Annotated in this window: 16 protein-coding genes; 8 read left to right on the plus strand and 8 right to left on the minus strand. The window is 56.9% G+C overall.

What is annotated here, in order from left to right; translation table 11 throughout:
* Positions 1-29: 29 nt before the first annotated feature.
* A complete protein-coding gene (rlmF, locus tag BWI95_RS12815) occupies positions 30-965 on the plus strand; it encodes a 23S rRNA (adenine(1618)-N(6))-methyltransferase RlmF (RefSeq protein WP_054804080.1) in 936 nt (311 codons plus the stop codon).
* Here rlmF and ybiO read toward each other — a convergent pair.
* From ybiO to rhtA, 6 genes are all read right to left on the minus strand, one after another.
* The gene (gene ybiO / locus BWI95_RS12820; protein ID WP_076769591.1) at positions 955-3,192 is read right to left on the minus strand and encodes a mechanosensitive channel protein; all 2,238 of its coding nucleotides are present in this window, start codon (positions 3,190-3,192) and stop codon (positions 955-957) included. The two genes, rlmF and ybiO, sit on opposite strands and share 11 nt — an antisense overlap.
* A 115-nt stretch (positions 3,193-3,307) precedes the next feature.
* Complete coding sequence (gene glnQ / locus BWI95_RS12825) at positions 3,308-4,030, minus strand: glutamine ABC transporter ATP-binding protein GlnQ (protein ID WP_023481528.1); 723 nt, start codon at positions 4,028-4,030, stop codon at positions 3,308-3,310.
* On the minus strand, positions 4,027-4,686 hold the full coding sequence (gene glnP / locus BWI95_RS12830) for a glutamine ABC transporter permease GlnP (RefSeq protein WP_023481646.1): 660 nt from the start codon (positions 4,684-4,686) through the stop codon (positions 4,027-4,029). Before glnP ends, glnQ begins: the two co-directional genes overlap by 4 nt.
* An 86-nt stretch (positions 4,687-4,772) precedes the next feature.
* Positions 4,773-5,519 carry a glutamine ABC transporter substrate-binding protein GlnH gene (gene glnH / locus BWI95_RS12835; RefSeq protein WP_076769592.1) on the minus strand — a complete coding sequence of 249 codons (747 nt, stop codon included), beginning with the start codon at positions 5,517-5,519 and terminating at the stop codon, positions 4,773-4,775.
* Positions 5,520-5,886: 367 nt separating this feature from the next.
* A complete protein-coding gene (dps, locus tag BWI95_RS12845) occupies positions 5,887-6,390 on the minus strand; it encodes a DNA starvation/stationary phase protection protein Dps (RefSeq protein ID WP_023481476.1) in 504 nt (167 codons plus the stop codon).
* 294 nt (positions 6,391-6,684) lie between these two features.
* Positions 6,685-7,575 carry a threonine/homoserine exporter RhtA gene (gene rhtA, locus BWI95_RS12850; RefSeq protein ID WP_076769593.1) on the minus strand — a complete coding sequence of 297 codons (891 nt, stop codon included), beginning with the start codon at positions 7,573-7,575 and terminating at the stop codon, positions 6,685-6,687.
* A gap of 358 nt (positions 7,576-7,933) precedes the next feature.
* Between rhtA and ompX the strand changes: the two genes are divergently transcribed.
* Positions 7,934-8,449 (plus strand): outer membrane protein OmpX, encoded by a 516-nt coding sequence (gene ompX / locus BWI95_RS12855; protein ID WP_023481426.1) that lies wholly within the window; start codon positions 7,934-7,936, stop codon positions 8,447-8,449.
* Between the two features lie 69 nt (positions 8,450-8,518).
* Here ompX and BWI95_RS12860 read toward each other — a convergent pair whose 3' ends face one another.
* Positions 8,519-10,108, minus strand: coding sequence for a phosphoethanolamine transferase (locus BWI95_RS12860; RefSeq protein ID WP_076769594.1), 1,590 nt, complete (start codon positions 10,106-10,108; stop codon positions 8,519-8,521).
* A 277-nt stretch (positions 10,109-10,385) separates the two neighbouring features.
* Positions 10,386-10,517, minus strand: a complete 132-nt coding sequence (mntS, locus tag BWI95_RS12865; protein ID WP_054804083.1) for a manganase accumulation protein MntS — start codon at positions 10,515-10,517, stop codon at positions 10,386-10,388.
* Between the two features lie 186 nt (positions 10,518-10,703).
* On the opposite strand from mntS, the gene mntR reads away from it, so the two are divergent.
* The 6 genes from mntR (at position 10,704) to BWI95_RS12895 (ending at position 17,725) form a co-directional block, all read left to right on the plus strand.
* Positions 10,704-11,174, plus strand: coding sequence for a manganese-binding transcriptional regulator MntR (gene mntR / locus BWI95_RS12870; protein WP_023481508.1), 471 nt, complete (start codon positions 10,704-10,706; stop codon positions 11,172-11,174).
* Positions 11,171-12,280, plus strand: a complete 1,110-nt coding sequence (locus BWI95_RS12875) for an anion transporter (RefSeq protein WP_054804084.1) — start codon at positions 11,171-11,173, stop codon at positions 12,278-12,280. The genes mntR and BWI95_RS12875 overlap by 4 nt, the downstream gene beginning before the upstream one ends.
* A 101-nt stretch (positions 12,281-12,381) precedes the next feature.
* Entirely contained in the window at positions 12,382-13,491 is a 1,110-nt protein-coding gene (locus BWI95_RS12880; RefSeq protein WP_076769595.1) for an HlyD family secretion protein, read from the plus strand.
* Positions 13,488-15,059: a DHA2 family efflux MFS transporter permease subunit gene (locus BWI95_RS12885; RefSeq protein WP_076769596.1), complete on the plus strand. Its 1,572-nt coding sequence runs from the start codon at positions 13,488-13,490 to the stop codon at positions 15,057-15,059. The genes BWI95_RS12880 and BWI95_RS12885 overlap by 4 nt, the downstream gene beginning before the upstream one ends.
* Position 15,060: 1 nt before the next feature.
* On the plus strand, positions 15,061-16,584 hold the full coding sequence (locus BWI95_RS12890; protein ID WP_076769597.1) for an efflux transporter outer membrane subunit: 1,524 nt from the start codon (positions 15,061-15,063) through the stop codon (positions 16,582-16,584).
* Between the two features lie 100 nt (positions 16,585-16,684).
* Positions 16,685-17,725, plus strand: a complete 1,041-nt coding sequence (locus tag BWI95_RS12895; protein ID WP_076769598.1) for an aldo/keto reductase — start codon at positions 16,685-16,687, stop codon at positions 17,723-17,725.
* The last annotated feature ends 85 nt before the right edge of the window (positions 17,726-17,810 follow it).

Raw genomic sequence — 17,810 nt, forward strand, 5'->3', positions numbered from 1 at the left:
TCTTACGCCGCTGTTAACAGGAGAATGCCATGAATGCCCAGAAGCCGGGTCTGCACCCGCGTAACCGCCACCATAGCCGCTACGACCTCGACGCCCTGTGCGCCGTCAACCCGTCGCTGCGCGCCTTTATCACGCGCAATCCGAACGGGGAAGAGACCGTTAACTTTGCCGATCCACAGGCGGTGAAAGCCCTGAACAAGGCGCTGCTGGCGCATTTCTACGGCGTGCGCGAGTGGGATATCCCGGACGGCTTTCTCTGCCCGCCGGTGCCGGGCCGCGCGGATTATCTGCACCACCTCGCCGATCTACTGGCAGAGAGCGATAACGGCACTATTCCGGCACAGGCCAGCGTGCTCGATATCGGCACCGGTGCGAATTGCATCTATCCGCTGATTGGCGCCCATCAATATGGCTGGCGGTTCACCGGCAGTGAAGTCAACGCCGAAGCCTTTGCCAGCGCGCAGGCAATCATTGCCGCCAACCCTGGCCTGACCCGCGCGGTGCGTCTGCGTCGCCAGAAAGATATGGCGGCGATCCTCACCGGCATCATTCATAAAAATGAATCTTACGATGCCGTTATCTGTAACCCACCTTTCCATGACTCGGCGCAGAGCGCGCAGGCAAACAGCGAGCGCAAGCGACGCAACCTTGGCCAGTCTGTGACGGACGCGGCGAACTTCGGCGGCCAACAGCAGGAGCTGTGGTGTGAAGGCGGCGAAGTGGCCTTTATCAAGACGATGATTGCCGAGAGCAAGCAGTTTGCCCGCCAGGTGCTGTGGTTCACCTCGCTGGTGTCGCGCGGCGACAACCTGCCGGAACTCTACCGCGCCTTGACGCAGGTCGGCGCGGTAAAAGTGGTGAAAAAGGAGATGGCGCAGGGGCAGAAGCAGAGCCGCTTTATCGCCTGGACCTTCCTCGACGAGGCCCAGCGTAAACGCTGGGCACAGAGCCGGTTTAGAGGGTAGGTTGTGCGGGCGGCGTACCGGCATTCGCCGCCGGTTGCGCTTGCCCGATCCCTTCCGGTGCCGACACCATCTGGTAGGTCTGCACCGGCGGGCGTACGTGGGCAAGGTCGAAATGCTTTTTCACCATCGTGTCGAGGGCGAAACGCACCGTCCACTGTTTTAGCGGCAGGGTGGTGAAGGTGACACGCAGCGTAAAGGCGGTGTTGGTCAGCCCGACTAACCCGGCAAAGTTCGGCTCGCCGATAATCAAACCGCGAATCTCCTCCTGCTCCATCAGCTCCGCCACCGCATCTTTCAGCGCCTGATTGGCCTTATCGGTATCCTCATGACGATCGACATCATAGTTCGCCACCACTGAGCCAATCCCGCGCACAAAGTTGGCGAAGGTGGTGATCGATGACCACGGGATGATGTGGTACGCGCCGGTATCCTGACGCACGCCGACGGAACGAATAGTCATCCGCTCCACCGTGCCGGTAAGCGGGCCGATGGTCACCAGATCGCCGGTGTTCATCCCATTCTCGAACTGAATAAATATGCCGGTGATAATATCCTTCACCAGGGTTTGCGAACCAAACGAGATCGCCAGCCCCAGCGCCCCGGCACCCGCCAGCAGCGGCGCGATATTCACTCCAATCTCTGAAAGCACAATCATCACCGTAATGGTGCTGATCACCACCGCCAGCGCGTTGCGAAACAGCGTCAGCAGGGTACGCGTGCGCGCGCTGGGCAGCGGGCGGCCGTGAATATCGGATGTCAGCCGGTTCTCAATAATCGTCGCCAGCAGCGTCCAGCCGACGGCGGAGAAGAAGAGGATCAGCGCAATGCGGATCAGAATATCGACCGCCTTCTCTCCGGCACCATAATTGAGCCAGTGCCAGAAATCGAACAGCCCCCACGCGCTTAACAGCAGCAGGATGGTGGTGCAGACCACCAGGAAACGGGCGGTCTTCATCGAGGCGGATAGCCAGCCATTAAGCCGCTTTTGCAGCTCCGGGTAGTTGCGCTGCACCTGTGGCGACAGGGTGATGGTTTTATCGAGCCAGCGCGACAGCACGCCGGAGATAAACGCGGAGACGCTAAGGATCGCCAGGCTGCTCAACGAGGCGCCCATCATAAACTTCAGGCTGTTGCCCGGATCGAACAGCGAGAAGAAGAAGAGCACGATGAAGTAGGCGCTGGCGAGCCAGTGCCACACCAGCGCAAAGGCGCGAATAAAGAGGCTGAAGAAGGCCAGCGAGCGGTCTGCCAGCAGGATCAGGTTGTGCTGGATCTCGCGCTTGTTATGGAAAATAAGGTAGAGCGCCCAGAGGGTAATGCAGAGCATGATCACCACGTTGGCGAGCGCGCCGAACTGAATGTTCACCTGATTGGAGATAATCGGCACCGCCACCAGCAGCCCATAGCCAATCAGGCTGCTGAGCGCGCTCAAACGCAGGTGCCAGTAGCGCGCCGTCTCATCGCGAATATGAAACGGGCGCAGATCGGGAATGCGCGGGCAGAAGATAAGCCGCAGAATCGCTTTGAAAAACTCAATCAGCGCGAAGGCGTTAAGAAACAGGCTCTGCTGAAAAGCGATAGTGCTGTTACCGCCGGTAAGATTGGCGCGCAGTACCTGGCCGACAAATAGCGTCAGCGCCAGCAGCATGATGTCGATAATAAAAGCCCCGACGATCATCGACGGCAGCTGTAACCAGTTGCTACTGTCGCGGTTTTTACGCCGCCCCCAGGCGCCCATGCGGCGGTAAACCGGCGAGACGCAGAAACGCACTGTCCACCAGAAGGCGAAGACCAGCACCGCGAGCAGCATGAAGTGGCTGGCGGCATTGGTGAAGGTTTGCGGGTTAAAGGCTTTGTGCGGCGAGCCGGTAATATTGCGCCACAGCTGGGCAAAACGGGTCGAGAGCGCCTCGCCATAGTAATCCGCCACTTCGGTAACCTTCTCCAGCACCGTTTTCTGCTCTTCAATGGCGGGCGGCGAGATGACCGGCACTGGCTCCTGCGGCGGCGTGGTGGCGACTTTACGCAGCTGGTCGATCAGCTCTTTGCGTGATTCATCATTCTCCAGCACATCGGCCAGCGCGCCATAGGCCGCTTTTTTCTGTTCAACATCGGGTTCGCTGGTTTGCGCAGAAGTGTGAGTAGTGGTTGCGGCGGTAACGCCGGGTATCGTCGCGGCCTGAAGCGGCGCGCACAGCAGGCTAATCAGTAACAAAATCCACGGCATAGCTCCTCCGGTGAGAAAATCCCGCAAAGGGATAAGTATAGGTGCCGGGGGAGGGCGGGATAAAATTGCGCACAATCCGCAAAAGAAAAACCCCTCCGGCTGGAGGGGTTGGCTGTCAGGAGACGTGCTGCAGGAACTCCTGCAAACGCTGGCTGGGCGGATTCTCAATCAGCTGCTGCGGGTTGCCATCTTCGGCAATGCGGCCCTTATCAATGAAAATCAGACGCGAGGCCACTTTTTCGGCAAAGCCGATTTCGTGGGTCACGATCACCATCGTCATCCCCTCTTCGGCCAGATCCTGCATCACTTTCAGCACTTCGTGACGCAACTCCGGATCGAGCGCCGAGGTCGGCTCATCAAACAGCATCATCTTCGGTTTGACCGCCAGCGCGCGGGCAATCGCCACGCGCTGCTGCTGGCCGCCGGAGAGCTCTGACGGGTAGTGATGGGCGCGCTCGGCAAGACCCACTTTCGCCAGCAGCGCTTTCGCCTGCTTTTCCGCTTCCGCTTTGTTGGTGCCGCGCACGCGCAGCGGGCCAAACATCACGTTCTCCAGCGCCGTCAGGTGCGGGAAGAGGTAAAACTGCTGGAACACCATGCCCGCTTCCTGGCGGATCAGGCGCTCATCCACTTTCGGGTCGTTGACCTTCAGACCATCAACAATCAGATCGCCTTTGGTGATCTCTTCCAGCTTGTTGATGCAGCGCAGCAGGGTCGATTTACCGGAGCCGGACGGCCCGATAATCACCACCACTTCGCCCTGGGTAATGTTGAGGTCGATATCATGCAGCACCTGGGTTTTACCGAAGTGCTTGGAAACGTTTTTAAATTCAATCACAGGATTTTCATCCTTTTTTCAAGACGGCGAAGCACGATGTTCAGTGCCTGGGTAATGATGAGATAGATAACCCCGACGGCGGTCCAGATCTCCAGTGCGCGGAAGTTCCCGGCGATGATCTCCTGGCCCTGGCGGGTCAATTCAGCCGCGCCGATAACAATAAACAGCGAGGTATCTTTGATACTGATGATCAGCTGGTTGCCAAGCGGCGGCAGCATACGGCGCAGTGCCAGCGGCATAATGACGTGGCGAATGGTTTCGCGGCGCGACAGACCGAGCGCCATGCCCGCTTCGCTAAAGCCTTTATGGATCGATAGCACCGAACCACGGGTGATCTCGGCAATATAGGCGCCGGAGTTGATCATGATCGTCACCACCGCGGCGGTGAAGGTGTCGATGCGCAGATCCGGCAGCGCCATCGGCAGGGCGAAGTAGATGTACATCACCTGCACGACAATCGGCGTGCCGCGGACAATTTCAATAAACACGAGGGCGACGTGGTTTGAGATCCACCCGCCGTAGGTACGGGCTAAACCAGCCATCAGGCCGATAACGATACCGCCAGCCAGACCGAGGATCGAGATCCACAAGGTCATTTTGGCCCCGTCCAGTAGAAGCGGAATGGCGGGCCAGATGGCGCTCCAGTCAAACTGCATGTGATTAATTCCTGTATACCGTAGAAGAGACAAATAGCGCGGGGACGAAAGCCGCCCCCGACGTTTAACCTGTTACTTTTTAATAATTATTTAGGCTCAGAACCGAACCATTTTTTGTAGATTTCGTTGTACGTACCGTTCTCACGCAGGGTTTTCAGCGCGCCGTTCACTTTCTCACGCAGATCGTCGCTGCCTTTCGGGAAGGCGATGCCGTACTGCTGCGCTTCCAGAGAGTCGCCTACCGCTTTAAAACGACCGTTGCCGGCAGTTTTGATGAAGTAGAGGATGTTTGGCGTGTCGTGCAGAACCGCGTCAGCGCGACCGGTACCCAGTTCCATGTAGGCGTTATCGATGTTCGGGAACTGGCGCAGATCTTTGGTTTTGATATTCGCTTTCGCGTAATCCACGGAGCCGGTGCCGCTCTTAACTGCGATCACTTTACCGTTGAGATCTTTCGCGCTTTTAACGTCATTGTTGTCGGCTTTCACCATCACCAGCAGGCCGCTTTTGTAGTAGCCGTCAGAGAAGTCGATCGCTTTTTTGCGCTCTTCAGTAATGGTGATGCCCGCCAGTGCAACATCAACGTTTTTGGTTTGCAGCGCAGGGATGATGCCGCTGAAGTCCATCGGCTTCAGTTCATAATCCAGCTTCAGCTCTTTCGCCACGGCAGCCCACAGGTCGATGTCGAAACCAACGTACTCATTGCCTTTTTTGAATTCGAAAGGAACGAATGCAGTATCGGTAGCCACAACCAGTTTTTTATCAGCAGCCTGAGAAGAAACAGCAAAGGCGAGAGCGAGTGCGGCAAGGGAGAATTTCAATACAGACTTCATAGTGTTTCCTTTTGTATCGGGGGAGCGAGCCCCTGCGAGAATGAACGCAGTATGAAAAAATCATGCCAGGTTTACAACCTATTGTTTTGTAAAGGCGAAGCTTTAACCGGTTGCACAATAAGTGTAGCAATGACACCGCAATGCACCATTTTGAGTCACTCTTTTGGTGCGCTCGCGCGCGATTGTCGGCAGTGCTGCTATTTAGCGCACAACGTGGGCGATAAACAATCACTTATTAACAATTTTGTGATGAGATAATTACGAAGCGGTAACTTTCTGGCGGGAAGGGGGAGAAGTGTTGCACCATAAAAGTGCAAACCCCCGCACCAGAGGCGCAGGGGTCAGAGCGATAACAAAAAGATCTGGCTTATTCGATGTTAGCTTCGATAAACCACAGGTACTGATCCAGATCGCGGGAGGCGGCGGTAAAGATATCTGCGGTATCTTCATCTTTCGCTTCGGTGATGGCTTTACGCAGGTCGTTCGCGACAACCGCGTAACGATCGGCCAGCTCTTTCAGGTGATCCTGCACGCTATGAATGTCCAGCGGGTAACTTTTCAGTGCCGTTTTGCTGTTGATCACCTGAGTGGTACCCAGTGCAACACCGCCCAGCTGAACCGCGCGCTCTGCCATGGTATCAAGGTGCGTTACCAGCGAAGTACGGAACTGATCCAGCATTTCGTGCACGCCAATAAAGTTCGCGCCGCGCATGTTCCAGTGGGCCTGCTTGGTGATCAAAGACAGGTCAGTGAAGTGGATCACCTGGCGATTCAGCAGCTCAATGGTCGCTTGTTTGTCGCTGTCCGATACATCGTTACGGGTATAAAGCAGATTAGACGCTTTCGTTTTTACCAGTTTAGCGGTACTCATAATCCATATCCTCTTGATGTTTGTGTCCCAGGTAATTACCGGGACTAAGTATAGCACCAGATTAACCGTCGTCGGTTTTGGCTATGCCTATCAGTTCGATAGCGTGATTTAAATATAGGTCACGATTTCGAAAACGCGCAACTAATCGAATGAAATGTAAGATAAATCTAATAAAGAGACAGCAGATAACTAAGAATAATTCTAATTAATAAAGAATTTACTTAAAGCGTAAAAAATAATGTCAAAGGTCTGAATGAATATTCAGCATGAGCGAAATCTCATGCTGAATAATTATTATTTACCTATATCCACTTCTTTTATTGTGGTCTCGCGGCGCAGGGTTAATGTCGACCCCATCGAGGCAATCACAATCGCCATTAAGGCCAGCACCTGCTGGAGCGCAAGCGTCTCACCGAGGAAGATCATGCCCGAGACGGCCGCGAGTGCCGGCTCCATGCTCATCAGCGTGCCGAAGGTGCGCGTCGGCAAACGGGTGAGGGCGATCATCTCAAGGGAGTAGGGCAGCGCAGTCGACAGAATCGCCACCGCAATGCCGAGCGGTAAAATCGACCAGTGCCACAACACGTCGCCCGCCTGGAACGCGCCAAGGGGGACAAAGACGATTGCGGCAATCAGCGAACCCAGCGCCACCGTCGCCGGGCCGTGATCCTCGCCCGCGCGTTGCCCGCTCAGAATATAGATAGCCCAGCAGGCCCCCGCGCCGAGTGCAAATGCCGCGCCGGTTAAATCAACATGCGCCACATCCTGGCCCAGCGGCAGCAGATACCACAGCCCGAGCACGGCGAGGATCACCCAGATAAAATCGACCGCCCGTCGCGAAGCGAAGAGGGCGACGGCCAGCGGACCGGTGAACTCCAGCGCCACGGCCACGCCGAGCGGCACGGTCTGGATCGCCAGATAGAACATGTAGTTCATCGCGCCGAGCGACAGGCCATAAAAGAGCAGCGGCAATCGCTGTTCACGGGTAAAGCGCAAACGCCAGGGTTTAAAAACAATCACCAGGATAAGCGTGCCGAGTGCAAGACGCAGCGCGGTGACGCCGGGCGCGCCAACCAGAGGAAAGAGCGATTTCGCCAGCGACGCCCCTCCCTGAATCGAGGTCATCGCGATAAGCAGAATGATAACCGGTACCCACACCGGCAGTTTACGCGGCAAAACAGGCATCCCTTCTCCGTTAAGTGTCAAATGAGGCAGAGCCGTCAGTCTACTTGAAATAGTATTCAGACGGTTGATGGTTGGTTGTAAAAAAGGCTGAAAAAATCCGTATAATGGCCGTCGGGCGGTCGATTATTGGCCTGTTTATTTAAGAATAATCTGGATGAACGAATTCCAGAACAGGTACCATAATAGTCCGACTCTTGAGAAAAGTGCTTTTTAATGAATGGGTTGTTAAGGAGCGGAAACTTTCTGTTACATGAAAGAACGCTTTAGACTCTATTTCTCTCAAAGAGTTTCCTTATAATTTTTGATATATTTAAATGCGTAGTACCCAGGATTTCTTGAAGCACATTTGAGGTGGATTATGAAAAAAATTGCATGTCTTTCAGCACTGGCCGCTCTTCTGGCGGTTTCTGCAGGTTCCGCAGTAGCATCAACTTCTACTGTTTCCGGCGGTTATGCTCAGAGCGACGCTCAGGGTATTGCTAACAAAACCAACGGTTTCAACCTGAAATACCGTTACGAGCAGGATAACAACCCGCTGGGCGTTATCGGTTCCTTCACCTACACCGAAAAAGATCGTACTACCGGTGAAGGCGTTTATAACAAAGCTCAGTACTACGGCATCACTGCTGGTCCGGCTTTCCGCATCAATGACTGGGCGAGCATCTACGGTGTAGTTGGTGTTGGTTACGGTAAATTCCAGCAGACTGCTGACGTTGCTAAAGTGTCTGACACCAGCGACTACGGCGTTTCTTACGGTGCTGGTCTGCAGTTCAACCCGATGGAAAACGTTGCTCTGGACTTCTCCTACGAGCAGAGCCGTATCCGTAGCGTTGACGTTGGCACCTGGATCGCTGGTGTTGGTTACCGCTTCTAATCGCTTTTGCGATAATAAAAATCCGCCTCAAGGGGCGGATTTTTTTTTGCCTGCAAAAAGCATAGACCGTTAACGGGTGCTGCGCGTGTCGAACAGGTCGGTCCCTAGATGGTTATAGTCCACTTTCTGTAACTTAAAGTTGGTCACGTAGACGGGCCCCGCTTTTTTCCCCGAGATAAACGGGTAGGCATTTTTGATCTGCGTGGCGGTAATTCCGGTCCACTGCGAGAAGAAGCTCAAAAAGTCGTTGGCGGAGCGGCGCGCTTTAATCAGACGATGTTTTGTCGCATCGCTTGAGACCACCATAAACGGCACCTGGAAGTTCTGCTGAAAATGGTCGTCATGCGCGAGATACTGCACCTCTTTGCCGCGCTCTTTAAACGCCAGGCCATGATCGGAGAAGTAGACCATCGAGAAGCTCTCGCCGCTGTTGCGCAGCTGGGAGTAGATCTTGCCCAGCAGATCGTCGGTTTGCGTGATGGAGTAGAGGTAGCAGGAGGTCTCTTTCGACTGCACAAACTCGTTGTACTTGCCGCCGGTGCGATCGCACGCCTGCGGATGCGACCCCATCAGATGCAGCACAATCAGCTGCGGTTGATTACGCCGCACGCTCAGCACCTGGTTGGTGAGCTTTAACAGATCCTCATCGCGGGTGTTTTTATCCGCTTCAAAGTCGCCCCGTTTCAGGAACTGCACTTCATCGGCGCGCTTCGCAATGCTGGCGATGGCGGTGTCATATTCGCCAATCTGCCCCTGGTTTGAGAACCACCAGGTCTGGAAACCAGCGCGGCTCGCCAGCGTGACAAAGTTATCCTGATACTGCGGCTTGTCGTTGACCACACGGTTTAAGGTCAGGCCGAGGGACTTCTGTGTCGATCCGCTGGCGGCAATATAGTCGGTAAAGAGATCGCCATTCACCTGGCTGGCAAACGGCGTATTGTTCCAGTGCCCACCAAAAGCGCCTAGCGCATCGCGGCGCGCGCTCTCGCCAATCACCACCACATAGACGTGATACTTCGGATTAACTGCGGTGACCGTCCAGGTATCTTTCATCCCGGAGAGCTGCGCCATGTTCTCCTCTTCTACCTTCACTTCGTGGTAGTTATAGGCGACATCGCGCACAAAGCGCAGCACCGGCACGCCGGTGTCGATCAGGCGGAACTCAAAGCCGCGAAAGTGGTTCTGTACCGGGCCGATAAAGTAGGAGGCGACGCAAAACAGCACACCCAGCGTGTCCCACTTCAGCCACGGCGTCGAAGGCACCAACACCCGACGGCGCAGCGCAATCACACCCAGCGCGAGGATGCCAACGCTAATAACGTAGTGATACCACGGGAAGATGGTCAGAATTTCTGACGACTCTTCGATATTGGTCGAACGCAGCGCCAGCAGGGTGTTGAAGTTGGGCGCGCCATAAGCCTGGCCAAACGGAAAGTAGCTGGCGGCGACCAGCGTGGTGATGGTCAGAAAGATTTTTTGCGCACGCGGCGCATGACGCCAGAGCACGCAGAGCGCGCAGGTGGAGACCACTGCATAGAGCACGCTGAATTCGTAGCCAAGGGCAAAGTTAATTAATAGTGACTGCAGGAAATAGAAACCAATCCACGGATTGATCGACTGACCGCGCAGGGCAACGGACTCTTTAAGGATTACGCTCATAGATGATTTCGTGAAACGCCATGTGCTCACCCTGGCGTAAGGGTCAAAACCTGCCGGACAGCGCGCTGAGAGGGGGAGGGGATCCGCGTCTGCGGTGCGCATTGAGTGCAGGGCTGCGCAAAGATAAAGCGCGGCGGGTTTAAGGTCAACAGCAGCTAAGAGATTGTTTTGCGAGAGTGATTGCAAATCCAGCAAAATTACGCGGATTTTGGGGAAAACAGGTCAGTATGAAGCGATAAGATGACAGAAAAATGAAGCGGCGTACCGCGACGCCGCATCAGTGGGTAGGTTTATCTTCGTTCGGCTGCGGCTTACCGTTGACGATATCGCACAACATATTGAGCAGCATTAAACGGACTTTAAAGGGAGAGTGGCTAAACACGCGCATACACCTCTTGAACTCATTCATTGTCACCTCCTGATGATTAGGACCCCTTCGATCCATGAAAGGTGAACGCATTACATACAGATATAGCACAGGCTATATTACATAGCTACGGCTAATACGTTAATTTTTTGTACTGATTCACGGATGGTTTACAATGCGCCTCTCTTATATGATGCTGCACAGCGTCTCACCGTCAGGGGAAGCACTATGAACCGTCGCGCAGGTAAGCAAACAATAAAAAAAGTGACGCTGGTTAATGTCGAAGAGCATGTCGAAGGTTTCCGCCAGGTCCGCGAAGCGCACCGCCGCGAACTGATTGATGACTATGTTGAACTCATCTCCGATCTGATCCGCGAAGTGGGGGAAGCCCGCCAGGTGGATATGGCTGCGCGCCTCGGCGTGTCGCAGCCGACGGTGGCGAAGATGTTAAAAAGGCTCGCCTCGGTCGGTCTTATTGAGCAGATCCCATGGCGCGGCGTCTTTCTCACCGCCGAAGGGGAGAGGCTGGCGCAGGAGAGCCGCGAGCGTCACCAAATCGTTGAGAGTTTCCTGCTGGTGTTAGGCGTCAGCCCGGATATCGCCCGGCGCGATGCGGAAGGGATGGAGCACCACGTCAGCGAAGAGACCCTTGAATGTTTCCGTCGTTTCACGCAGCAACACGAGACGCCATCTGAATGAACCTCCCTTTTATTCGCGCCCTGGCGCGTGACCGCTTTCTCCACCTGTTACTGTTAATTGGCGTCGCCTTATGCTTCTTTGTGCCCTTTGCGCCAAAGAAGTGGCCCGGTGCCATCGACTGGCACACCATTATTACCCTCAGTGGGTTAATGCTGCTGACCAAAGGGGTGGAGCTGAGCGGCTATTTTGATGTAATTGGCCGACGCATGGTGCGCCGTTTTCAGCACGAGCGTCAGCTGGCTATTTTCCTCGTGCTGGCGGCGGCGGTGCTCTCTACCTTCCTGACTAACGATGTGGCGCTCTTTATTGTCGTGCCGCTGACCATCACGCTAAAGAAGCTGTGCGAAATCCCGGTTAACCGGCTGATCATCTTCGAAGCGCTGGCGGTCAACGCCGGATCGCTTTTAACGCCCATCGGTAACCCGCAGAACATCCTGATTTGGGGCCGTTCGGGGCTCTCTTTCCCGGCCTTCATCTGGCAGATGGCACCGCTGGCGCTGGCCATGATGATCACCTTGCTGGTGCTGTGCTGGTTCTGCTTCTCCGCGAAAGCGCTGACTTACCATAGCGGGCAGAGTTCGAGCGAGTGGAAACCGAAGCTGGTCTGGAGCTGCCTTGGCTTCTACCTGGTCTTTATCACCGCGCTTGAGCTGAAGCAGGAGCTGTGGGGGTTGGCGATAATCGCCGTCGGCTTCCTCTTCCTGGCGCGCCGGGTGGTGTTCAGTGTCGACTGGACATTGCTGCTGGTCTTTATCGCCATGTTTATCGACGTCCATCTGCTGACCCAGCTGCCCGCGCTGCACGCGACGCTTGCCAGCACCGGCCAGCTCTCACAGCCGGGCCTATGGCTGACCGCGATTGGCCTGTCGCAATTTATCAGCAATGTGCCAGCGACCATTTTGCTGCTCAACTATGTGCCGCCCGATACGCTGCTCGCCTGGGCGGTTAACGTCGGTGGTTTTGGCCTGCTGCCGGGATCGCTGGCGAACCTGATCGCCCTGCGTATGGCGAATAATCGTCGCATCTGGTGGCGCTTCCATCTCTACTCCATGCCGCTGCTGGTGTGGGCTGCGCTGGTGGGATACGGATTACTCTTAGTCATATAGTGCTGATTTGTCAGTTTATCCTGGCAAATGTATAGCAACCGCCTAAGTTTAGTAAACGGCGCACCCTCGGCGCCGTTACCTGACAGGAACGTTGCGAGATTATGGCAGAAAAGAGAACTCAACCTGACGACGTTCAGGACGACGAAAAAGAGCAGCAAGACGACAAACCCCGCAAACGCCCCGGAAAGAAGCCGCTGATTATTCTCGGCATTGTCGTCGTAGTGATGGTTGTTGTGGCGCTGGTGTGGTGGTTATTAACCCGCAACCAGGAGACCACCGATGACGCCTTCACCGACGGCGATGCGGTGACCATTGCGCCAAAAGTGGCGGGTTACGTCACCGATCTGCGGGTGAAAGATAACCAGCGGGTGAAAAAGGGCGATCTGCTGGTGGTGATCGATCCGCGCGATGCCACCGCTCAGCGCGATCAGGCGCAGGCCCAGCTTGGGCTGGCGACCGCGCAGCTTCACCAGGCGCAGGCGCAGCTCGCGCTCTCCAAAGTGCAGTACCCGGCGCAGCGGGATGAAGCCCGCGCGCAGGTACTGAAAGCGAAGGCCGACCTGGCTAACGCCGAAGCCGCTTATAAACGTCAACGCGGTGTCGATCCCCGCGCGACCACCCAACAAAACATTGATACCGCTAATGCCCAGTTGCGCAGTGCCCAGGCGCAGCTTGCCAGCGCGCAGGCGCAGCTGGAAGTAGCCGAGCAGGTGCAGTTGCAGATCCGCCAGCAGGAGACCAACGTCGAGGCGCGCGAGCAGCAGGTCGCGCAGGCGAAGGCGCAGCTGGAAACCGCCAATCTTAACCTCTCGTGGACTAACGTCCGCGCGCCGTTCGATGGTTATGTCACCAAGCGTAACGTGCAAACCGGTACGCTGGTGCAGGCCGGAAGCGCGCTCTTTTCGCTGGTCTCCCAGGAGGTGTGGGTGACGGCGAACTTTAAAGAGTCGCAGCTGGAGCGCATGCGTCCGGGTAATAAAGTGACAGTCACCGTCGATGCCTGGCCGGATCTGGAGCTGGAAGGGCATGTCGACAGTATCCAACAGGGGAGTGGCTCGAAGTTCGCCGCCTTCCCGTCGGAAAACGCCACCGGTAACTTTGTGAAGATTGTTCAGCGCGTGCCGGTAAAGATCGTTATCGATAAGGGGCTGGACCCGAACAAACCGCTGCCGCTCGGCCTCTCAGTTGAACCGAAGGTTACGCTGGAATGACCGACCACAGTCATGAAAACTGGCGTCCGGCCAGTAACCCGTGGGCGGTGGCGTGGGTCGTCACCCTCGCGGTGTTTATGGAGATCCTCGACACCACCATCGTCAACGTGGCGCTGCCGCACGTTGCCGGGTCGCTCTCCGCCAGTTATGACGAATCCACCTGGGTGCTGACCAGCTACCTGGTGGCGAACGGTATTGTGCTGCCCATCTCGGCATTTCTTAGCCGTACCTTTGGCCGCAAACAGTTTTTCCTTATCTGCATTGTGATGTTCACCGTCTGCTCCTTCCTGTGCGGTATCGCCACCGAGCTGTGGGAGATCATTCTGTTTCGTATTTTGCAGGGCTTCTTCGGCGGCGGCCTGCAACCGACGCAGCAGTCGGTGCTGCTGGACTACTTTAAACCGGAGGATCGCGGCAAAGCCTTTGGTCTCTCCTCCATCGCCATTATCGTCGCCCCGGTGCTCGGCCCGACGCTGGGCGGCTGGATCACCGATAACTACTCCTGGCGCTGGGTCTTCTTTATCAATATCCCGGTGGGCATCGTTACGGTGCTGGCGATCTACCAGTTGCTGGAAGATCCGCCGTGGGAGCGTAAATCAAAACAGAAACTCTCCATCGACTGGCCAGGCATTGGCCTGATCGCCCTCGGTCTTGGCTGCCTGCAGGTGATGCTCGATCGCGGGGAAGATGAGGATTGGTTTAACTCCGACTTCACCCGCATCTTTGCGGTGCTGACGGCGGTAGGCATTGTCGGCGCGATCTACTGGCTGATGTATGCCAAAAAGCCGGTGGTGGATCTGCGCTGCATGGCCGATAAAAACTTTACCGTCTCCAGCCTGTTGATGGCCGGGATGGCGATGATCCTCTATGGCAGCTCGGTGGTGATCCCGCAGCTGGCGCAGCAGGATCTCGGTTACACCGCTACCTGGTCAGGGCTGGTGCTCTCGCCGGGGGCCATATTGATTGTGTTAACCATTCCGCTGGTGCTGAAGCTGATGCCGGTGGTGCAGACGCGCTGGATCATCGCCTTCGGCTTCTTCTGCCTGGCGGCCTCCTTCTGGTGGACGCGCTCGCTGACGCCTGATGTCGATTTTGAAACGCTGGTGCTGTTCCGCAGCGCGCAGTCGATTGGTCTGGGCTTCCTGTTTGTGCCGCTCACCACCATCGCCTTTATCACCATTCCGCGGCAACTCAATGCCGATGCGGCAGCGCTGTTTACCATGTTCCGTAACGTGGCGGGATCGATCGGCATTTCGCTCTCAACGGCGGCGATCACCGAGCGTTCGCAGGCGCATATGTCGCACCTCTCCGAACACACGTCGCCCTTTAATGAGCAGTTTCAGCTGGCGCTGCGGTCAATGGCGGAGTCGGTGCGCAACTTTACCAGTCTGGCGGGCGATCCCTTCTCTAACGCCACCGGACAGATGTACAAAGCGATGGTCGCCCAGTCGCGCATTCTGGCCTACATCGATGTCTTTACCATCCTCAGTGTGGTGGCGGTTCTGTTGATCCCATTTTGTCTATTGCTTTCGCCGATCAAGAGCGAAGGCAGCGCAGGAGCACATTAATATGGCATGGCGTCATTTTCCCGTTACCTTTCTATCACTGTGCCTTGCCGGGTGCGCGGTCGGGCCAGATTACCAGCCCGCGCAGCCGCAAACCCCGGCGCGCTGGAACGATCCGGGTGATGCGTCGGTAAAATCCCGGGCGACGCCGCAGGCGGTCAACCCGCGCTGGTGGACGACCTTTAACTCGCCGCAGCTTAACAGCCTGATTGAACGGGCGATTGCCGGGAATCTATCCCTGCAACAGACGGTGCTGCGCATTGCCGGTGCCCGTGAGCAGATCAACCAGGCGGGCGGCGCGTTTCTGCCAGCGGTGAATGGCTCGCTACAGGCGACGCGGCAGCAGCTGGGGCTGGAAGGGGAGCTGAAATCCCATGATGTCTACGGCCAGTTGCAGAATGCCGACCCGGCGGTCAGCGGCGCGCTGGGTGCCTTAACCCAGCCGGTCAATCTCTACCAGGGCAGCTTTGATGCCCAGTGGGAGCTGGATTTGTGGGGCAAAGTGCGCCGTCAGGTCGAGGCCACCACCGCCCAGCAGCAGCAGGCGATTGAGCAGCGCAACGATGCGCTGGTGTCGCTGGAAGCGGAAGTGGCGCGCGCCTGGCTGCAACTGCGCGGCGCGCAGAGCATCATCGCCTCACTGAATACGCAGATTCAGAGTGCGCAGGAGACATTCACCCTGACGCAAAACCGCCAGCAGGGCGGGCTATCGCCGCAGCTGGATGTGGAGAATGCCCGCGCCCAGGCAGCGAACCTCGAAGCGCAGCTGCCGCAGTACCAGGCACAGGAGCGCCAGGCGATGAATGCGCTGGCGGTGCTGCTCGGCAAAACGCCGGGCGCGCTGGATAGCGAACTGCGCGGCACGCAGCCGCTCCCGGCCTTGCCGGACGTGGTGCCAACCGGCATTCCTTCCACCTTAGCGCGCCGTCGCCCGGACGTGCGCGAAGCGGAAGCGACGCTGCATGCGGCGACCGCGCAAATCGGCGTCTCCGTCGCGCAGCTCTTCCCGAGCTTGACGCTTAGCGGCCAGTTTGGTCTGCGCAATAGCGAAACCAACTGGCTGACGGACTGGAGCAGCCACTTCTACAGCTTTGGCCCGCAGGTCTCAATCCCTATTTTCCAGGGCGGACGGTTGGTGTCGAGCGTCAAGCTGGCGCGCGCGCAGCAGGGTGCCGCGGTGCTCAACTATCGCCAGACGGTGCTCAGCGCGCTGAACGATGTCGAGAATGCGCTGGTCAGCTACCGTGCCGATCAGCAGCGTGAAGCGAGCCTCGATAAGACGCTGGAAGCGTTGCAGAACGCCTTTTCGCTTGCCAGCGACAGTTACCGCAAAGGGATTGCCAGCTTCCTCGATGTGCTCGACGCCCAGCGCCAGCTGGCGCAGGCGAGCCAGCAGCGCGAGCAGGCGCGGGTGCAGAGCAGCCTCGATCTCGTCGCGCTCTACAAAGCCCTCGGCGGCGGCTGGGAGCCGTACCAGAACGTGCAACTGCCTGATTACAAAGTCTTTGGCGACGCGCCGCGCGGATAATCAGAGGATTGGGCAAGAAACAGGCAGGATCCCCACATTCGCCGCGCAGGTACGGAGCGTATAACTGATTGCGTCAAACAACCGATGAGGAGACGCTACCATGCGCTACAAAAAACTGGGCAATACCGGACTGTTTGTTTCTGAACTCTGCCTCGGCACCATGACCTTCGGCGGTCAGGAGGATATGTGGGGCAAAATCGGCCAGCTACAGCAGGCACAGGCTGAAGAGCTGGTCGGCCGCGCTCTCGATGCCGGGATCAACTTTATTGATACCGCTGATGTTTACTCCGGTGGACGTTCGGAAGAGATCACCGGGCAGGCGTTAAAAAACCTGAAGGTGCCGCGTGAGAACGTGGTAGTGGCCACCAAAGTCTTCGGCGAAACCGGCACCGCAGGCGTCAATTCGCGCGGCAGTTCGCGCTTTCACATTATTCAGAGCGTGAAAGCGAGCCTCAAGCGCCTGCAACTCGATCATATCGATCTCTACCAGCTGCACGGGTTTGATCCGGCGACGCCGATGGAGGAGACGCTTTACGCCCTCGATACGCTGGTGCAGCACGGGCATGTGCGTTATATCGGCGTCTCCAACTGGGCGGCGTGGCAGATTGCCAAAGCGCTGGGCATCTCTGAGCGCCTGGGCCTCGCGCGTTTTGCTTCGCTACAGGCTTATTACACCATTGCTGGGCGCGATCTGGAGCGCGAGCTGGTGCCGATGATGCAGAGCGAAAATGTCGGGCTGATGGTCTGGAGCCCGCTGGCAGGCGGCCTGCTGAGCGGCAAATATAGCCGCGACGGCAAAGCCGAAGCGGGCGGTCGCCGGGTGGAGTTTGACTTCCCGCCGGTGAATAAAGATCGCGCCTTCGACTGCGTGGATGTGATGCGAACTATCGCCGACAGCAAAGGCGTTAGCGTGGCGCAAATCGCGCTGGCTTGGCTGCTGCATCAGCAGGCGGTGACCAGCGTGATTATCGGCGCGAAACGCCCGGAACAGCTGGATGATAACCTCGCCGCAACCACCGTGCAGTTGAGCGACGAGGAGCTTAAACAGCTTGATGCCGTCAGCGCGCTGCCAGGCGAATACCCCGGCTGGATGCTGGAGCGTCAGGGCGAGTATCGCCGTAATCAACTGAATCAGCAGTAATTTCCCTTCAAGCATAAATCACAGGCCAGTGTAGCGTTCGCGCTATCCGGCCTGTTGCCTCTTCCACCCTTCATCTTCCCCGTTT

Source organism: Kosakonia cowanii JCM 10956 = DSM 18146 (assembly GCF_001975225.1).
In the GTDB taxonomy this organism is placed as follows: domain Bacteria; phylum Pseudomonadota; class Gammaproteobacteria; order Enterobacterales; family Enterobacteriaceae; genus Kosakonia; species Kosakonia cowanii.